The 17369-nt window shown below is 72.5% G+C and carries 16 protein-coding genes; 10 read left to right on the top strand and 6 right to left on the bottom strand.

Going from position 1 to position 17369, the window contains the following annotated elements:
- Window positions 1-52: 52 nt before the first annotated feature.
- The gene (locus DVK44_RS01670) at window positions 53-811 is read left to right on the top strand and encodes a GntR family transcriptional regulator (protein WP_114657971.1); all 759 of its coding nucleotides are present in this window, start codon (window positions 53-55) and stop codon (window positions 809-811) included.
- On the opposite strand, the gene DVK44_RS01665 is transcribed toward DVK44_RS01670, so the two are convergent.
- From DVK44_RS01665 to DVK44_RS01655, 3 genes are all read right to left on the bottom strand, one after another.
- Window positions 804-2582, bottom strand: coding sequence for an ABC transporter permease subunit (locus DVK44_RS01665; RefSeq protein WP_114657970.1), 1779 nt, complete (start codon window positions 2580-2582; stop codon window positions 804-806). The two genes, DVK44_RS01670 and DVK44_RS01665, sit on opposite strands and share 8 nt — an antisense overlap.
- A 6-nt stretch (window positions 2583-2588) precedes the next feature.
- The gene (locus DVK44_RS01660) at window positions 2589-4115 is read right to left on the bottom strand and encodes an ABC transporter substrate-binding protein (RefSeq protein ID WP_114657969.1); all 1527 of its coding nucleotides are present in this window, start codon (window positions 4113-4115) and stop codon (window positions 2589-2591) included.
- Window positions 4116-4273: 158 nt separating this feature from the next.
- Complete coding sequence (locus DVK44_RS01655) at window positions 4274-4966, bottom strand: response regulator transcription factor (RefSeq protein ID WP_114657968.1); 693 nt, start codon at window positions 4964-4966, stop codon at window positions 4274-4276.
- A gap of 203 nt (window positions 4967-5169) precedes the next feature.
- Here DVK44_RS01655 and DVK44_RS01650 point away from each other — a divergent pair, with 203 nt between their 5' ends.
- Window positions 5170-5358 (top strand): hypothetical protein, encoded by a 189-nt coding sequence (locus DVK44_RS01650; protein ID WP_114657967.1) that lies wholly within the window; start codon window positions 5170-5172, stop codon window positions 5356-5358.
- A 48-nt stretch (window positions 5359-5406) separates the two neighbouring features.
- Here the strand turns inward: DVK44_RS01650 and DVK44_RS01645 are convergent, their stop codons facing one another.
- Both DVK44_RS01645 and DVK44_RS01640 read right to left on the bottom strand, forming a co-directional pair.
- Complete coding sequence (locus DVK44_RS01645; RefSeq protein ID WP_114657966.1) at window positions 5407-6171, bottom strand: SDR family NAD(P)-dependent oxidoreductase; 765 nt, start codon at window positions 6169-6171, stop codon at window positions 5407-5409.
- A gap of 111 nt (window positions 6172-6282) precedes the next feature.
- Window positions 6283-7221, bottom strand: coding sequence for an SGNH/GDSL hydrolase family protein (locus DVK44_RS01640; protein ID WP_114657965.1), 939 nt, complete (start codon window positions 7219-7221; stop codon window positions 6283-6285).
- A 339-nt stretch (window positions 7222-7560) separates the two neighbouring features.
- Here DVK44_RS01640 and DVK44_RS01635 point away from each other — a divergent pair, with 339 nt between their 5' ends.
- The 6 genes from DVK44_RS01635 (at window position 7561) to DVK44_RS01610 (ending at window position 12888) form a co-directional block, all read left to right on the top strand.
- Window positions 7561-8130, top strand: coding sequence for a MarR family winged helix-turn-helix transcriptional regulator (locus DVK44_RS01635; RefSeq protein WP_114657964.1), 570 nt, complete (start codon window positions 7561-7563; stop codon window positions 8128-8130).
- A gap of 121 nt (window positions 8131-8251) precedes the next feature.
- The gene (locus tag DVK44_RS01630; RefSeq protein WP_114657963.1) at window positions 8252-8965 is read left to right on the top strand and encodes a response regulator transcription factor; all 714 of its coding nucleotides are present in this window, start codon (window positions 8252-8254) and stop codon (window positions 8963-8965) included.
- Window positions 8966-9211: 246 nt separating this feature from the next.
- Window positions 9212-10453, top strand: a complete 1242-nt coding sequence (locus tag DVK44_RS01625) for a cytochrome P450 (protein WP_114657962.1) — start codon at window positions 9212-9214, stop codon at window positions 10451-10453.
- A gap of 90 nt (window positions 10454-10543) precedes the next feature.
- Window positions 10544-10741, top strand: coding sequence for a ferredoxin (locus DVK44_RS01620; protein WP_114657961.1), 198 nt, complete (start codon window positions 10544-10546; stop codon window positions 10739-10741).
- A complete protein-coding gene (locus DVK44_RS01615; RefSeq protein ID WP_181957379.1) occupies window positions 10738-11928 on the top strand; it encodes an NAD(P)/FAD-dependent oxidoreductase in 1191 nt (396 codons plus the stop codon). The genes DVK44_RS01620 and DVK44_RS01615 overlap by 4 nt, the downstream gene beginning before the upstream one ends.
- Window positions 11929-12048: 120 nt before the next feature.
- The gene (locus DVK44_RS01610) at window positions 12049-12888 is read left to right on the top strand and encodes an SDR family oxidoreductase (RefSeq protein ID WP_114664834.1); all 840 of its coding nucleotides are present in this window, start codon (window positions 12049-12051) and stop codon (window positions 12886-12888) included.
- Between the two features lie 60 nt (window positions 12889-12948).
- Here the strand turns inward: DVK44_RS01610 and DVK44_RS01605 are convergent, their stop codons facing one another.
- Window positions 12949-14328, bottom strand: a complete 1380-nt coding sequence (locus DVK44_RS01605; RefSeq protein WP_114657960.1) for an amino acid permease — start codon at window positions 14326-14328, stop codon at window positions 12949-12951.
- A gap of 187 nt (window positions 14329-14515) precedes the next feature.
- On the opposite strand from DVK44_RS01605, the gene DVK44_RS01600 reads away from it, so the two are divergent.
- Together DVK44_RS01600 and DVK44_RS01595 are read left to right on the top strand one after the other, a co-directional pair.
- Window positions 14516-14992 carry a VOC family protein gene (locus tag DVK44_RS01600; RefSeq protein WP_114657959.1) on the top strand — a complete coding sequence of 159 codons (477 nt, stop codon included), beginning with the start codon at window positions 14516-14518 and terminating at the stop codon, window positions 14990-14992.
- Between the two features lie 110 nt (window positions 14993-15102).
- Window positions 15103-17322: an NADP-dependent isocitrate dehydrogenase gene (locus DVK44_RS01595; protein ID WP_114657958.1), complete on the top strand. Its 2220-nt coding sequence runs from the start codon at window positions 15103-15105 to the stop codon at window positions 17320-17322.
- Window positions 17323-17369 lie beyond the last annotated feature (47 nt).

Genomic DNA, 17369 nt, shown 5'->3' with positions numbered 1-17369 from the left:
TCGTTCCTCGCGGTAAGGTAGGGGAGCCTGTGGGACGGGTCAAGGGGGCCTCATGCGGTACACGGCGACCGGCACGACGGATCCGGCCGATGCGACCGGCACGACGGCCGATCCGGTCGATGCGGTTGATACGAACCATCCGGTCGATGCGAACGGTCCGGTCGGATCCGGCGGCGAGGAGCTGTCCCTCGCCGAACACGCCTACCGCGCCCTCCGCGACCGGCTTGTGATGCTGGAGATCCGCCCCGGCGCGCCGGTCAACGAGGACCAGCTCGCCCAGTCCCTCGGCGTCGGACGGACCCCGGTGCGCGAGGCGCTCAAGCGGCTCCAGTACGAGCGTCTGATCACCGCCTACCCCCGGCGCGGCACCTTCGCCACCGACGTCAACATCACCGACCTGGCCCATATCTCCGAAGTGCGCCAGGAGTTGGAGCCGCTGGCCGCGGCCCTGGCCGCGCGGCGCGCCACGGAGACACAGCGGGCGGGCCTGGCGGCCGTACGGGACGAGCTGGCCGGTGTGGCGTCCGGCCGGCACGACGCCGCCGGGCTGATGCGCCTGGACCTCCGGGTCCACCGCGCCGTCTACGCCGCCACCGGCAACCCGTATCTGGCGGACACCCTCGTCCGTTACGACAACCTCGCCACCCGTATCTGGTGCCTGTTCGTCGACCGGCTGCCCGGCATGGCCGGTCACGTCGGCGAACACGGCCCCCTGCTGGAGGCGATCCTCGCGGGCGACCAGGACCGGGCGTCACGGCTCGCCCGCGGCCATGTCGAGGGCTTCGAGCGGGCCGTCCGCACCGTCATCTGACCCGTATCGCCTTGGTGCGCCGGCCCCCGCCCGCCGAGGCCGCCGCGGACACGGCGAGTACGGAGAGGAGGACGAGCGCGCCGGCCGGGCCCAGCACGGTCCAGGGCGCCAGCTCCGCGTACGGCTGGTTCTCCGACAGCAGCCGGCCCCACTCCGGCGTGGGCGGCTGCTCGCCCAGGCCGAGGAAGCCGAGCGAGGCGAGGACGAGGACCGTGGTGGGCAGCCGCAGCAGGGCGTTGCGCAGGAGGGCCGGGAGCACCGCGGGCAGCAGATGACGGCGGAGCAGATACGGCCGGTCGGCGCCGATCACGACCGAGGCGAGAACATGGCCGCTGGCCCGCTCCTGTTCGAGCAGGGCGGCGGTCTGGGCGGCGTACGGGGTCCAGCCGACCAGGCACACCGCGCACGCGGCGCCCCAGACCGAAGGACCGGTCACCGCGGTCGTCAGCAGTCCGGCGAGCACGGCCGGCAGTGTCGCCACCACCTCCGTCAGCCCCAGGCCCACCCGCGCCGACATCCCGAGCAGCAGCCCGGTCAGCGCGCAGACGGCCGTCACCGCGAAGGCCACCCCGGCGGTACGCAGCGCCCCGTGGCCGAGGCGGGCCAGCAGATCGCGGCCGAGCGAATCCGTGCCCAGCGGGTGCGCGGCGGAGGGCGGCAGCAGCCGGGCCGCCGTGTCCACGTACAGCGGGTCGCGCAGCAGCCCCGCCACGACCAGGGCGAGCAGGGCGGCGGCGCAGACTCCCGCGACCAGCCGGGGCGAGCGCCGGTGCGGGAGGGCCGGCGCGTGCAGCGCGGGCAGGGCGCCGGCCCGCAGCGCGGGGCCGAGCAGCCCGCGGCGCAGCGCTTGGACGAGCGCGCCGGCGGCGACCCCGAGCAGGACGAGGACCAGCGCCGCGGTCTGGAGCGGCGGGAGATCCTGGGTCATGGCGGCGTCCAGCGCGAGCCGGCCGAGCCCCGGGACATTGAAGATCTTCTCCACCGCGACCGCGCCGCCCACCAGCGCCACCACGGTCGGCAGGAGCTGCGGAAGGACCCCGGGCAGCGTACGGCGCACCGCGTTCCGGGCGGTGAGGCCGGGCGGGAACCCGAAGGCGTGCCAGGTCCGGGCCCACGGCTCGTGGAAGGCGGCGGGCAGATCCCGGTCCAGCAGCCCGCCGATCATCGCCCCGGACGGTACGCCGAGCGCGAGCGCGGGCAGCACCATCGACGCCGGCCCCTCCCAGCCGCTGGACGGGAACCAGCCCAGCCACACCCCGCACACGGTGGCGAGCAGCGACGCGAGCAGGAACTTGGGCAGTGCGGCGAGGACGGCGGCCCCGGTCCCCGCGCGCGCCTTGCGCAGCCGCCGCCGGGAGCCGAGGTACAGGGTGCGGGCGCAGACCAGCGCGGCCACCACGACCGTCACCACGAGCGCGCCGAGCATCAGGGTGAGGGAGACCGTGAAGGCCGTCGCCACCTGGGGCAGCACCGGCTCGCCCGACACCCAGGAGGTGCCCGCGTCGCCGCGCGGCAACCCGCCCAGCCACTGCGCGAAGTGCGTGAACGCCCCCTGGTCCAGGCCCAGTTCCTCCCGTACGGCGGCCAGTTGCGCCGGGGTCGGGTCCTGGTCGGCGGCGCGGGCCCGCAGCACCGTCAGCGCGGGGTCCGTCCCGGACAGCCAGGGCAGCAGGGCGACGGCCGCCAGCAGTCCGCCGCCGGCGGCCAACCGCCCGGCCCCGGTGCGCCACGGGGCCGGGCGGACACCGGCGCCGGCCGATGTGCGGCTCATCCGCCGCTACTTGAGGTGGGTGTCGACGTTGACCAGGGAGCGCTCGCGGGGGTCGAGGATCACACCCTCGACGTTGGCGCCGACGCCCTGGACCACCTTCTCGTGGACCAGCGGCACCACGGCGTCGGTACGCAGGATCCCGGCCTCGGCCCGCAGGATCTTCGTCTGCCGTTCGGCCGTGCCGCCTTCCGCCGCCGCGGACTTGATGGCGCTGTCGACCTTGGCGTCCTTCAGCCCGGCGATGTTGTAGACGCCGTCGCTCGTGTAGTCGCTGGCGAGGTAGGAGACCGCGTCGCCGGTGTCGAGGAGGGTCACCCGGGAGAGCACGAGCGCGTCGTACTTGCCCGCGAGGAGGTCGGCCTCCATCTGCGTGTACTCGCGCACGTCCTGCTTCACGGTGAAGCCGGCCTTCTCCAACTGCTGCTGGAGGACGGTCGCGGCCTCGGGCAGCTCCGCGCGGTTGGTGTACGTGGCCAGGCGCAGCGTCCGGCCCTTGGTCTCCTTCGTGACCTGCTCACGGGTCGCGGCCTTCGTCCGGCCGGTCACCTCGGCGCGCCGGCCGGCGGCCCAGGGGACGGCGGGGCCGAACAGGCCCTGCGCGGGGTCGGCGTAACCGCCGAAGACCGAGCCGACGAGGGCGGAACTGTCCACGGCCTCGCGGGCCGCCGCACGGAGCGCCGGGTCGGTGAAGACACCGCTCGCGGTGTTGAGGACCAGGCTGTCGGTGCGTACGGAGGGCACTTCGTGACGGGTGTCCTTGGCCAGCAGCTTCGCCTGCGCGGTGGGGATCCACTCGGCGATGTCGACGTCGCCGCCGCGCAGGGCGTTGGCGCGGGCGGTGCCGTCGGCTATCCAGGTCACATCGATGCCGGACGCCTTGGCCCGGCCGCCCCAGTACTTGTCGTAGCGGCCGAGGGCGGCCTTGGTCTTCCCGGTGAGCTTGGTGATCTCGAAGGGGCCGGTGCCGGCGCCGATCGGGCTGACGGTCCCGTCCTTCGCGTACGCCTTCGGGGCGAGGATGCCGAGCGCGGGGCTGGCGAGCCTCATCGGGAGCACCGGGTCGGCGGTCTTCGTGCTGATCACGACCGTGCGGGCGCCCTGCGCCTTGACGGTCAGGGACACGTCGCTGAGGACGCGGGGCTTGACCTCGGCGGCGCCCGCGTGGTCGAGCGCGTTCACGACCGACTCGGCGGTGACCTCGGTGCCGTCCTGGAACGTGGCCTCGCGCAGCTCGAAGGACCAGGTGGTGGCGGACTTCCGGGTCCAGGACCTCGCGAGCGCCGGGGCGGCGGCGCCCTCCTCGTCGAGCGCCGTGAGGCCCTCGGCCACGGAGAGCTTGCTCAGGACGGTGGCGTCATTGCTGTACGGGGACAGCGCCTGCACCGGCGGAATCGCGAGGGCGACCTTCAGCCGGCCCGCCGCGCCTCCTCCCGTCGCGGCGGTGTCCTTGCCGTCCTCGCCCGACACGAAACATCCGGTCAGCAGCGGGGCGAGAGCGAGCACCACGAAGAGGCCGCGGGTGGGGGTGCGCATGAAGGGTCCTGTCGTGCGGGAGGGATGGTCGGTGCCCCCGGCACAGCGGATGCGGCGGCGCGGGCCGAGTCAGCATATAAGGCAAGCCTTACCGAATGTCCCACCGGGTTGGTGAAGCTTCAATCACCAAGCCTCGCCGGGCCTTCCATCGTCTGGCGTCAGCCGCGGCGCTGCCTCGTCGGCCGCGGGGCGACGGGAGCCGGGTCGCGCCGGTCGTTGAGATAGGCCAGGACCGCCAGGACCCGGCGGTGGCCGCTGTCGCTCGGTGGCAGCCCCAGCTTGAGGAACACATTGCCGATGTGCTTGCTGACCGAACGCTCCGTGACGGTCAGGGACTTGGCGATCGCGGTGTTGTCGAGCCCGGCCGCCATGAGTTCGAGGACCTCGCGCTCGCGCGGGGTCAGCGAGTCGACGGGGGAGTCCTTGCGGCGGGTGAGGAGTTCCGTCACGACCTCGGGGTCGAGCGCCGTGCCGCCGGCGGCGACGCGCTCCAGCGCGTCGAGGAACTCGTCGACGCGGCCGACCCGGTCCTTGAGCAGATAGCCGATCCCGCTCGCGCCCCCGGCCAGCAGCTCGGCCGCGTAGGACTCCTCGACGTACTGCGACAGTACGAGCACCGGCAGCCCGGGGATCCGCTCGCGCGCGGCGACCGCCGCGCGCAGGCCCTCGTCGCGGAAGCCGGGCGGCATCCGGACGTCGAGCACGGCGATGTCCGGACGGTGTGTCAGCAGCGCGGGCAGCACCTCGGGGCCGCTGGACGCGACCGCCACCACGTCGTGCCCCGCGGAGGTCAGCAGCATGACGATCCCCTCCCGCAGCAGGGCGTTGTCCTCGGCCATCACCACACGCACGGTGGCTCTCCTTCGGTCACGGTCGGTCGTTTTGGGCGGTCGGTGTCGGATACGGCGGTGTGGAGCGGGGCGTTCAGCGGGCCCGCGGATGGTGGAGCCCGCTCCACCACCGATCCGGGAGAACGCTCCCTCGTGGCGGCGCTCCGGCGGCGGCATCGTTGCTCCCGAAAGGCCACAACACGCCCACGGAGAGGGAAACACCCATGAAAACGCTGCTTTCGTCGAGGCCGGTCCTCTGGTTCCTGTTCCTGTTCAACCTCGCGGTCGCCGCCGTCGCTCCCTTTGTCGTGGACGGCACGCAGGGGATCATGACCAGCGTCGGCATGGGCGTGGTCTCCCTCGGTGCGGGCACCTCGCTGGTCCGGGACCGCGGCCGGCCGGGGAAGGGCTGAGCCGCCCCGGCGCGGCCGGCCGCGGTGTGCCGGCGGTGTGCCGGTCGGTCAGACCGCCGACCAGCCGTTGTCGACGGGCAGGATGGCGCCGTTGATGTTGGCGGCGGCGTCGGAGGCCAGGAAGACGATGGCGGCGGCCTGTTCGGCGGCGTCCGCCGGCTTGCCGGCCCCCACGAAGTACGGCCGGAGGGCGGCCGGGCCGTGAGCGTCCGGCTGGACATCCAGCTGGATATTGGTCACGGTCGCGCCGGGAGCGATGGCGTTGGTACGGATGCCCTCGTTCCGGTACATCACGGCGAGGGACTTCGTCAGCCCCGCGATCCCGTGCTTGGACGCGGTGTACGCCGCGCCGGCCGCGCTGCCGCGCAGGCTCGCCTCCGAGGCCGTGAAGACGATCGCGCCGCCGCCCTTGGCCAGCATGTGCGGCAGCGCGGCCCGCGTCAGCAGGAACGGCGCCGTCAGGTTGACCCGTATGACACGCTCCCACTCCGCGTCGTCGGTCTCGCCCGCCGCCGACATGCGGTCCATGATGCCCGCGTTGTTCACCAGCACGTCCAGACCGCCGTGTGTGGCGACGGCCGTGGCGACGATCTCGTCCACCACCGCCTGCTCGCTGAGGTCACCGATCACCGCGAGCGCGGTGCCGCCGGCGGCCCGTACCTCCTCCACGGTCTGCTCGGCGGTCTCCTTGTTGAGATCCGCGACCAGTACCTTCGCGCCCTCCTGGGCGAAGCGCAGGGCGGCGGCCCTGCCGATACCCGATCCCGCTCCGGTGACGACGACGCTGCGTCCCGCAAAACCGGTGCTGCTCATGGGGCACTCCTTCTCTCCGCCGTACGCGGATCGATCGATGGGTCGGGCCCGGGACGGGTGCCCCGGGCCGTGGTCTCAGTGGCTCGCGCGCGCACGCGCCTCACGCGGCGCTCACGCCGCGGCGCCGATCGTGCGCAGGACCGCGTCGGCCATGCCGCTCTCGCCGCGCTCGTTGGGGTGCACGGGGGCGGCGGGGGAGCGCGGGACGAGCGGCTCGATCCAGCGGGTCTCCCGCGCCGAGCAGGCGTCGTGGCCGACGGAGGGCGTGTACGTGTCGACATAGCCGGCGCCGGCGGCTTCCGCCCGCTGCCGCAGCACGGCGTTGAGGTGCTGCTCCTCGCCGTGCAGGAAGGCGGCATCGCCCTCGGCGAGGCCCATTTCGCCGTCGCAGCCGGATCCGCCGGGCGGCAGGACCGCCGGGTAGCCCACGACGTACATCCGGGCGTGCGGGGCCCGGCGTCGCATCTCGTCGAGGGCGCTGGACAGCCGCTCGCCCGCGGCGTCGACGCGCCGGCGTATCCCGTCCGCGCCGGTGGCGCCGTACGTGTCGCGGCAGGGCGCGTCGTCCGCCGAGCCGCCCGCCGCGCCGCCGAGCAGGCTGTGCAGGACGCCCGCCTCGACGCACCGGGTGACCAGGTCGGCGAAGCCCAGGTCGTTCCCGCCGATACCGACCGTGACCAGCCGGGTGGTGGCGGACAGCGCCGAGAGCTGCGCGGGATTGGTGCCCTCGTCGGTGCTCTGCGGGCCGGAGAGGTCGGCGACGGTCGCGCCGCCGCAGCTCATGTCACGGAAGTCGGCCGGGCCGATGCCCAGCCGCTCGGCGACCAGCGCCGGATAGTTGCGGTCGGAGCGGTCGCACCCGGCGGGCAGCCCCGTCCGGTCGGGGATCCGGGGCCCGGAGGTGTACGAGTCGCCCATCGCGACGTACGGACCCCTGGGCGGCGCCGGGGCGGCCGTACCGTCGTCGCCGGGCCGGCCGACGAAGACCGCGGTGAGGAAGACACCGCACGCGAGCCCTCCGGCGAGCGATGCCTGTCCACAGATTCTCATCGGTCTCCGGTCTCCGGTCCTTCGGTCGGCCGCCGGGCGGCGGTCAGTGTGTCTTCCGGTCAATGTCCCCGCGGCCCGGTGGCGGAGCCCGTGGGCTCGCGCCGCCGGGCCCGGGACCGCGCCGTTCCCCGTCCCCACGGGCGGGCGCGGCGGGGCCGCCTCCGCTCGGGACGGCCCCGGTCCGTGCGGCCACGGTGCCTGCCGGGGATGAGATCCGGCCGGTGCCGAGTGTGGCCGACAGCGACTTGCTTGAGTCAGGCAAACATGTGTGAGTTACTTGAGTCAAGCAAACTCATTCGAATTTGCTTGAGTTAGGCAAGTAGATGGTAAAGTGTATGCATGTCCACACCACCGCCAGCCACCGCCCCCCTCTCGACCGATGTGATCGAGATCGAGCGGGCGCTCAGCCGCATCGCCTATCTCTCCAGCCGCGTCCGGCAGCACGACCGCCTGATGGCCCTGGTGGGAGTCTCGCTGGACCGCGCCGCCGTCACACTGCTGCGGCAGATCGCCGACTCCGAGCCGCTGCGCCCCAGCGAGCTGGCGAACCGGCTGGCCGTGGAGGCGTCCCACATCACCCGGCAGGTGCAGCAGTTGCAGAAGGCGGGCTATGTCACCCGGGTCCCGGACCCGGACGACCGCCGCGCGCAGCGTATCCAGCTCACCGAACTGGGCCGCGAGACCACCGACCGCATCCGGCAGGTCAGCTACCGGGGGATGGAGGCGGCCCTGGCCAACTGGTCGCCGGAGGAGCTGCGGCAGCTGGCCACCCTCTTCCACCGGATGGTCGACGACTTCCTCGGTTACCCGGGCCCCGACCCGGAACTCGTGGCCGGTACGGGTACGGGTACGGGGACCGGCACCACGACCGCCGGGGACCGGGATGCCGGGCCGCTCCGTCCCGCCTGACGGCCCCGCCCCGGGCCCCGGGCACCGCGGGCGCTCCGCCGGCCGGAGGTGAGGCGTGAGCCTGCTGCGAGGCACTGCCCGAAGTGGCCCTTCCGAGTCTTCCAGGTACGGGGAGTACGGGGTGTACGGAACGCGGAGCGGGACCGACGAGCGACCGTCGGCGGTCCGGGGCGACGGCCAGCGGGTGCTGGTCGTCGTCGGGGACCAGGGAGTCTCCGAACTCCTCTCCACCACGCTGGAGTTGGCCGGCTACCGGGTCGGTACGGCGCGCACCGGCGCCGAGGGAATGGCCCGGATCGTCGCGGACCGGTTCGATCTGGTGGTCCTGGACGCGACACTGCCCGACCTGATCGGGCTCACCCGGGGGCTGCGCCCCGCCGTCGAGCGCCCGCCGGTGCTCTTTCTGACCGTGTGCGAGTACCTGGACAGCCTCGTACCCGAACTGGGCCCCGGTCACGAGGACTACGTGACGATGCCGTTCCGGATCGCCGAGGTGCTGGCCCGGGCGAGGGTGCTGCTGCGCGGCCGTGACCGGGGCCCGGTGCGCCGCGGCCCCTGCTACGACGACCTCGCCCTCGACGACGCCACCTGCCAGGCGTGGCGCGGCCAGCGCGCCCTCGACCTCACGCCCGCCGAGTACCGGCTGCTGCGTCATCTGCTGGTCAACGCGGACCACGTGCTGTCCAAGGAGCAGATCTGCCGGCATGTCTGGGGCGAGGACCGCGCCGGCAACGCCATCGAGAAACTCGTCTCCCGGCTCCGCCACAAAGTCGACCAGGAGGGAGCCCCACTGATCCACACCCGCAGAGGTTTCGGCTACCGGCTCGGCCGCTGACCTGCCCCGACGGTCTGTGATCGTCGTCACGTCAGCTTGCCGTCAGGTAACCGGCCGGAAGGTGTCAGCCCGCTCCGGTTGTATCTCGCACAGAGACGGCGCACAGCGGAACAGCGTCGCGGAAACAGCGGAACAGCACAGCGGAACAGCTCAGCGGGACACAGCGGAACAGCACAGCGACAACAGAACATCGGACCCCCCATCTCCCTCTCCGCTCCGGCGGAGACCCCCCACCGAGGAGTGAACATGGCCGAGACACAGACAGACACCGCGGACACCGCGGGCGGGCCGGGCCCCGAATTCCCGATGCCCCGGGCGGCCGGCTGCCCGTTCGCCCCGCCGCCCGCCCTGGAGGAGCTGCGCGACGCCAGTCCGGTCGCGAAGGTCCGTATCTGGGACGGCAGCACACCGTGGTTCATCACCGGACACGCGCAGCAGCGGGCGATCCTGACCGACCCCCGCCTCAGCAACGACGATCACATCGGCGACTTCCCGCACGTGAGCGCCTACCGCGCGCAGATCGCCCCGCACACCCCGAAGCTGATCACCAACACCGACGCCCCCGAGCACACCCGGCTGCGCCGTATGGTCAACGGCCCGCTGCTGCTCAAGCGCGTCGAGAAGATGCGGCCCGCCATCCAGAAGATCGTCGACGATCTGATCGACGACATGCTGGCCGGCCCCCAGCCCGCCGACCTCCTCACGGCGCTGGCGCTGCCCGTACCGTCCCTCGTGATCAGCGAGCTGCTCGGAGTGCGCTACGAGGACCACGAGTTCTTCCAGCACAACAGCAGCACCGCCCTCGACCGTGATGTGGCACCGGAGGTGGCCCGCGCCGCGAGCGCCGCCCTGTCCGGCTATCTGGACAAGCTGCTCACCGAGAAGCTTGCCTCTCCCGGCGACGACGCGATGTCCGAGATGGCCGCCCGGGTCACCGCGGGCGAGATGACCCACACCGAAGCGGTCCACATGGGCGTCGCGATGCTCATCGCCGGTCACGAGACCACCGCGACCATGATCAGCCTCGGCACCCTCGCGCTCTTCCAGAACCCGGAGCAGCTGGAGCTGCTCCGCGACAGCGACGACCCGAAGTTCGTCGCCGGCGCGGTCGAGGAACTCCTGCGCTATCTGTCGATCGTCCACTCCGGGCTGCGCCGGGTCGCCCGCGAGGACATCGAGATCGACGGGCAGCTCATCCGCGCGGGGGAGGGCGTGGTGGTGGAGATCTCCGCCGCCAACTGGGACACGAAGGCGTTCCCCGGGGCCGACCGGCTCGACCTCACCCGAAACGCCCGGCTGCACAACGCCTTCGGCTTCGGCCCCCACCAGTGCCTCGGCCAGTCGCTCGCCCGGGTGGAACTCCAGGTCGTCTACAGCACGCTCTACCGGCGCGTTCCCACCCTGCGCCTGGCCACCGCGTTCGACCAGCTGGAGTTCGAGGAGAGCGGCACCACCTACGGCGTCCGCTCCCTGCCCGTCACCTGGTAGTTCACGCCGCACCGGACGCGACCGTCACCGGACGCGACCGGCACTGGACAACCCCCCATCAGGACGAGGACGAGGAACGAGGACAAGACCATGCATGTGGAAGTGGACGAACCGAAGTGTGTCTCGGCGGGCCTGTGCGTCATGAGCGCCCCCGACGTATTCGACCAGCGCGACGACGACGGCGTGGTGATCCTGCTCGACAGCGACCCCGACACCGCCCTCGACGAGGAGGTACGGGAAGCCGCCGGCCTCTGCCCGGCCGCCGCGATCCGGCTGGTGGAGAAGTGAACCGGATCCTGGTCGTCGGCGCCTCGGCCGCCGGGCTCGCGGCGGCCGAGGCGCTGCGCCGGGAGGGATACGACGGCGAGCTGACCCTCGTCGGCGACGAGCCGGACGCCCCCTACGACCGGCCGCCGCTCTCCAAACAGATCCTCTCCGGGGAGTGGGAGCCGCACCGGCTGCCCCTGCGCTCCCCGGCCGACCTGGACGCCCTCGGCCTCGATCTGCGCCTCGGCATCGGCGCCACCGGCCTCGACCTCGCCGCGCGCACCGTGCTGCTGGGCGACGGCTCCCGGGTACCGTACGACGGTCTGGTCGTGGCCACCGGGGTACGGCCGCGCCGGCTGCCCGGCACGGGGCACGCGCATGTGCTCCGTACCCTCGACGACGCGCTGGCCCTGCGGGACCGGCTGGGGCCCGGGCGGCGCCTGGTGATCGTCGGGGCCGGGTTCCTCGGCGCGGAGGCCGCCGCCGTGGCGCGGGGCCTCGGCTGCGAGGTCACCCTCCTCGAACCGGCGCCCGTACCGCTGGCCCACGCGGTCGGCGAGGAGGTCGGCCGCGTCCTGTCGGGCGCCCACCGGGAGCACGGGGTGACCCTGCGCACCGGGGTCACCGTCGGCGAGGTGACCGACGGCGGGGTACGGCTCGCCGACGGCGAGCTGGTCGGGGCCGACGAGGTGCTGGTGGCCATCGGCTCCGTACCCAACACCGAGTGGCTCGCGGACAGCGGCCTCACCGTCGACAACGGGCTGGTGTGCGACGAGTACAGCGCCGCCGCCCCCGGTGTGTACGGCGCCGGGGACGTGGCCCACTGGCACAACCCGCTCTTCGGCGCGCGGATGCGGATCGAGCACCGCACCAACGCGGCCGAGCAGGGCATGGCCGCCGCCCGCAACCTGCTGCGTCCGGAGGCCCGCAAGCCGTTCGCGCCGGTGCCGTACTTCTGGTCCGACCAGTACGACATGAAGGTCCAGGCGTTCGGATATCTGCGGGGCCACGACGAAGTCACCGTCGTGGAGGGCGACTTGGACGAGCGCCGGTTCATGGTCGCGTACCGCACCGGCGACCGGCTGTCCGGGGTGCTCGTGGTCGGCCTGCCGCCGAGGGCCATCCGGCCCTGGCGCGCGGCCATCGCGGCCCGCACGCCATGGGCCGAGGCGGTACGCACCCTCGCCCCGGCCGCCGGGGTCGTCTAGGGCCTGTCTGACACATAGCGCCGTCCGCCGGTCACCGGCCGGCGGACCCGGGGGCGCCGGAGTCAGGGCCCAGCGCCCCCGACCTTCAACCTTCAACCGAGTCCAGGGAGTTGCACCGTGGTGGACGGCCAGCAGACAGAACGCCGTGACGTGGTCGTGGTCACGGGCGCGGGAGGCATGGGCGCGTCGATCGCGCGCCGGCTGGGCGGCGGGCGGACCGTGATCCTCGCCGACGCCTCCGAACGGCGGCTCGACGAGACCCTCGGCGCGCTCACCGCCGAGGGTTACGCGGTACGGGGCGTGGTCACCGATGTCTCCGACCGCTCCGCGGTCGAGAAGCTCGCCGCGACCGCGGCCGGTGAGGGACGGGTGACCGCCGTCGTCCACACCGCCGGGCTCTCGCCCGCGACCGCCCCGGCCGAGGCGATCATCGACGTCAACATGATGGGCACCGCCCATGTCATCGACGTCTTCGAGACGGTGGCGACCCGCGGTACGTCACTGGTGTGCGTCTCCAGCATGGCCGGGCACTACGCGCAGCTCAGCCGGGAGGACGAGTTCGCGCTCGCCACCACCCCGACGGACCGGCTCCCCGGCCTCGGTGTGGTCACCGCCATCGGCGCCGACGCGACTTCCGCGTACTGCGTCACCAAGCGCTCCAACCATCTGCGGGTACAGGCCGCCGCGCTCGCCTGGAACCGCCTCGGCGCCCGGGTCAACACCGTGAGCCCGGGTGTCGTCTCCACCGCGATGGCCAAGGCGGAGGCCGATTCGGCGTCCGGCGTCCACATGATGAAGATGCTGGAGGACTGCGGCGCGGGCCGCACCGGGACCCCCGGGGAGATCGCCGAGGCGGTCGCCTTCCTCACCGGCCCCGGATCGCTCTACATCACCGGTACGGATCTGCTGGTCGACGGCGGACAGGCCGCGTGGATCCGCTGCCACCGTACGGCCGCCTGACGGCTTCCCCCACCGGCCCCCGCACACCGGCGGGCGCGGTGCCCCGACGCCGGCCGGGCGTCAGGCGCGCCGCGCCCGCCACTCCCGTACCCCCGCGACCGCCAGGACCAGCGCCGTCGCGCCCAGCGACCACAGCAGCTGCGGACGCGCCGTGTCGTCGGCCAGCATCAGCCCGAACACCACCGCCATCGCCAGCAGCGCCGCCCAGGTCAGCCAGGGGAAGAGCCACATCCGCAGGACCAGCCGCTCCGGCGTCCGCGCCTCGATGACGCGCCGCAGCCGCAGCTGCGACACGGCGATCAGCGCCCAGACGAAGAGCAGCACCGCGCCGACCGCGTTGAGCATGTAGAGGAAGACCGAGTCCGGCCACCGCAGATTCAGCAGCACCGAGCAGAAGCCGAACGCCACCGACGCCAGCACCGCCCGCCGCGGCACACCCCCGCCGCCCAGCTTGAGCAGCGAGCGCGGTGCCTCGCCCCGCTCGGCCAGCGAGAAGACCATCCGCGACGAGCCGTACAGATTGGCGTTGAGGGCGGAGAGCAGCGCCACGAACACCACGATGTTCATGATCTGCCCGGCGGACGGCACCCCGATCGCGTCGAGCACGGTGACATACGGGCTCAGCCCCGCCTTCTGCGCGGTCCACGGCAGCACGGTCACGATCACGGCCATCGATCCGACGTAGAAGAACAGGATCCGGAACATCGCGCTGCGCACCGCCCGCGCCACCGACCGCACCGGATCGTCCGACTCCGCCGCCGCGATCGTGACGACCTCCAGACCGCCGAAGGCGAAGATCACGGCGAGCACCCCCGAGATCACCCCCTGCCAGCCGCCCGGCAGGAAGCCGCCCTGCCCGGTGACATTGGCGAGCCCGACCGGTGCGGTGTCGGGCAGGACACCGAGGATCGCGAGCACCCCGAGGACCAGGAACGCGACGATCGCGGCCACCTTCATGATCGCGAACCAGAACTCGAACTCGCCGAAGTTCTTCACCGCGACGAGGTTCGCGCCGGTGAAGACCACCATGAAGAGCAGCACCCACGTCCACTGCGGCACACCGGGCACCCAGCCGTGCGCGATCCCCGCCGCCCCCGTCGCCTCCACCGCGAGCACGACCACCAGCAGGAACCAGTACAGCCAGCCCACCGTGAACCCGGCCCACCGCCCGAGCGCCCGCTCGGCGTGCACGGAGAACGAACCCGACGCGGGCAGCGCGGCCGACATCTCGCCCAGCATCCGCATCACACACATCGCCAGCGCGCCCGCGATCAGATACGAGACGACGATCCCGGGCCCGGCCACCGCGATCCCCGCGCCCGAACCGACGAAGAGCCCGGCCCCGATGACGCCGCCGAGCCCCAGCATGGTCAGATGCCGCTGCTTCAGCCCTCCGGCGAGCTGCTCAGAGGACGGGGGAGCGGATGCTATGTCGTGCATGTGCGGTCAGACTGCTTTCGTGGGGGTACGGGGAGGCGGACGCCCCAGTCTCCCCGGGCACCGCCCCGCCGGCAAAACCAATTCCGCGGCGCACCCGGCGATGAGTTTCCGCCTCGGCGGCGGTCGGAACTGACAACGGGTGGTGCCACCGCCCCGCCCGGCGCGTACCGACGTGGAGGAGAGAGCGATGCCCCGGATCACCCCCAACCTCTGGTTCGACACCGAGAGCGAGGCGGCCGCGGAGTTCTATGTGTCCGTCTTCCCGAACTCCCGGATCACCGGTATCTCGTACTACGGGGAGGCCGGTCCCCGGCCCGCCGGCACCACCCTGACCGTGGACTTCGTCCTCGACGGCCAGGCATACACCGCGATCAACGGCGGCCCGGAGTTCACCTTCAGCGAGGCCGTCTCGTTCTCGGTCGGCTGCGCGGACCAGGAGGAGGTCGACTACTACTGGAACACCCTCTCCGCAGGCGGCGAGGAGGGCCCCTGCGGCTGGCTGAAGGACCGGTACGGCCTGTCGTGGCAGGTGGTGCCCGACGCGATGGCCGAGCTGCTCACCGACCCGGACCAGGAGCGTGCCCAGCGGGCCATGAAGGCCATGCTCGGGATGAAGAAGCTGGACATCGCCGCGCTCCTGGCCGCCGCCGACCGGACCCCCTGACCGGCCCGGACCGCCCACCCCGGCCGGGGTGGGCGGGGCCCTGTCCCGGGGAGCGGGGTCACGAGATATCTTGATGTCGAGCAATGTTGCAGACGTGGAGCGGAGCACCGGTGACTGACTCGACCATCATCTATACGCACACCGACGAGGCCCCGGCCCTGGCGACGTATTCGTTCCTGCCGGTGGTCGAGGCGTACGCCTCGACGGCCGGGGTCGCCGTGGAGAGCCGGGACATCTCCCTGGCCGGCCGGATCATCGCCGCCTTCCCCGAGTACCTGGAGGAGAGCCGCCGGATCGACGACGCGCTCGCGGAGCTGGGCGAGCTGGCCAGGACCCCCGGTGCCAACATCATCAAGCTGCCGAACATCTCGGCCTCGATCCCGCAGCTCAAGGCGGCCGTCGCCGAACTCCAGCAGCAGGGATACGCGCTGCCGGACTACCCGGACGACCCCAAGAGCGACGAGGACCGCGATGTCCGCGCGCGCTACGACAAGATCAAGGGCAGCGCCGTCAACCCGGTCCTGCGCGAGGGCAACTCCGACCGCCGCGCCCCGGCGGCCGTGAAGAACTACGCCAAGGCCCACCCGCACCGTATGGGCGCCTGGACCCCCGAGTCGAAGACGAACGTCGCCACCATGAGCGCCGACGACTTCGCCTCCACCGAGAAGTCCGTCGTCGTCGCCGAGGACGGCACGCTGCGTATCGAGCTGGTCGCCGAGGACGGCACCACCACCGTGCTGCGCGAGTCGGTCCCGGTCCTCGCGGGCGAGGTCCTCGACGCGTCGGTGCTGCGCGTGGCCGCGCTGCGTACGTTCCTGACGGCGCAGGTCGCCCGTGCCAAGGCCGAGGGCGTGCTGTTCTCCGTACACCTCAAGGCCACGATGATGAAGGTCTCCGACCCGATCATCTTCGGCCATGTCGTGCGGGCCTTCTTCCCGAAGACCTTCGCGGCGTACGGCGAGACCCTCGCCGCCGCCGGTCTCAGCCCCAACGACGGCCTCGGCGGCATCCTCAAGGGCCTGGAGACGCTGGCCGACGGTGACGCGATCAAGGCGTCCTTCGACGCCGAGATCGCCGAAGGTCCCGCGCTGGCGATGGTCGACTCCGACAAGGGCATCACCAACCTGCACGTACCGAGCGATGTCATCGTCGACGCCTCCATGCCGGCCATGATCCGCACCTCCGGCCACATGTGGGGCCCGGACGGCCAGGAGGCCGACACCCTCGCGGTGCTGCCGGACCACAGCTACTCCGGCGTCTACCAGACCGTCCTCGACGACTGCCGCGCCCACGGCGCCTTCGACCCGTCCACGATGGGCTCGGTGCCCAACGTCGGTCTGATGGCGCAGAAGGCCGAGGAGTACGGCAGCCACGACAAGACCTTCGAGATCCCGGCCGCCGGCACGGTCCGCCTGGTCGACACGGCCGGCAACACCGTCCTGGAGCAGACCGTCGCCGCCGGGGACATCTTCCGCGCCTGCCAGGCCAAGGACGCCCCGATCCGCGACTGGGTCAAGCTCGCCGTCACCCGCGCCCGCGCCACCGGCGTCCCGGCCGTGTTCTGGCTCGACGAGAACCGCGCGCACGACGCGCAGCTCATCGCGAAGGTCAAGGCGTACCTGCCCGAGCACGACACCGAGGGTCTCCGGATCGAGATCATGTCGCCGGTCGACGCGACGGCGTTCTCCCTGGAGCGCATCCGCCGCGGCGAGGACACCATCTCGGTCACCGGCAACGTGCTGCGCGACTACCTCACGGACCTCTTCCCGATCCTGGAGCTGGGCACCAGCGCCAAGATGCTCTCCGTCGTCCCGCTGATGAACGGCGGCGGACTCTTCGAGACCGGCGCCGGCGGCTCCGCGCCCAAGCACGTCCAGCAGCTCGTCAAGGAGAACTACCTGCGCTGGGACAGCCTGGGCGAGTTCTTCGCGCTCGCGGCCAGCTTCGAGCACCTCGCGCAGACCACGGACAACGCGCGCGCCCAGGTGCTCGCCGACACCCTGGACCGCGCCACGGGCACCTTCCTCAACGAGGACAAGTCGCCCAGCCGCCGTGTCGGTGGCATCGACAACCGCGGCAGCCACTTCTACCTGGCGCTCTACTGGGCCCAGGAGCTGGCCGCGCAGACCGACGACGTCCAGCTCGCGGCGGCGTTCGAGGCGCTCGCCAAGACGCTCACCGAGCAGGAGAGCACCATCGTCGGTGAGCTGAACGCCGTACAGGGCTCGCCGGCCGACATCGGCGGCTACTACCAGCCCGACCCGGCCAAGGCCGCCGCCGTGATGCGCCCGTCCGCCACGCTCAACCAGGCGCTCGCCACGCTCGCCTGATCCGGACGCGGACAGACAGAAGGGCGGTCACCCGGGGAAACCCCCGG

Source organism: Streptomyces paludis, assembly GCF_003344965.1.
Classification (GTDB): Bacteria; Actinomycetota; Actinomycetes; order Streptomycetales; family Streptomycetaceae; genus Streptomyces; species Streptomyces paludis.
The sequence above is the reverse complement of the archived record's forward strand: the minus strand, read 5'-3'. Positions and strand labels throughout refer to the sequence as shown.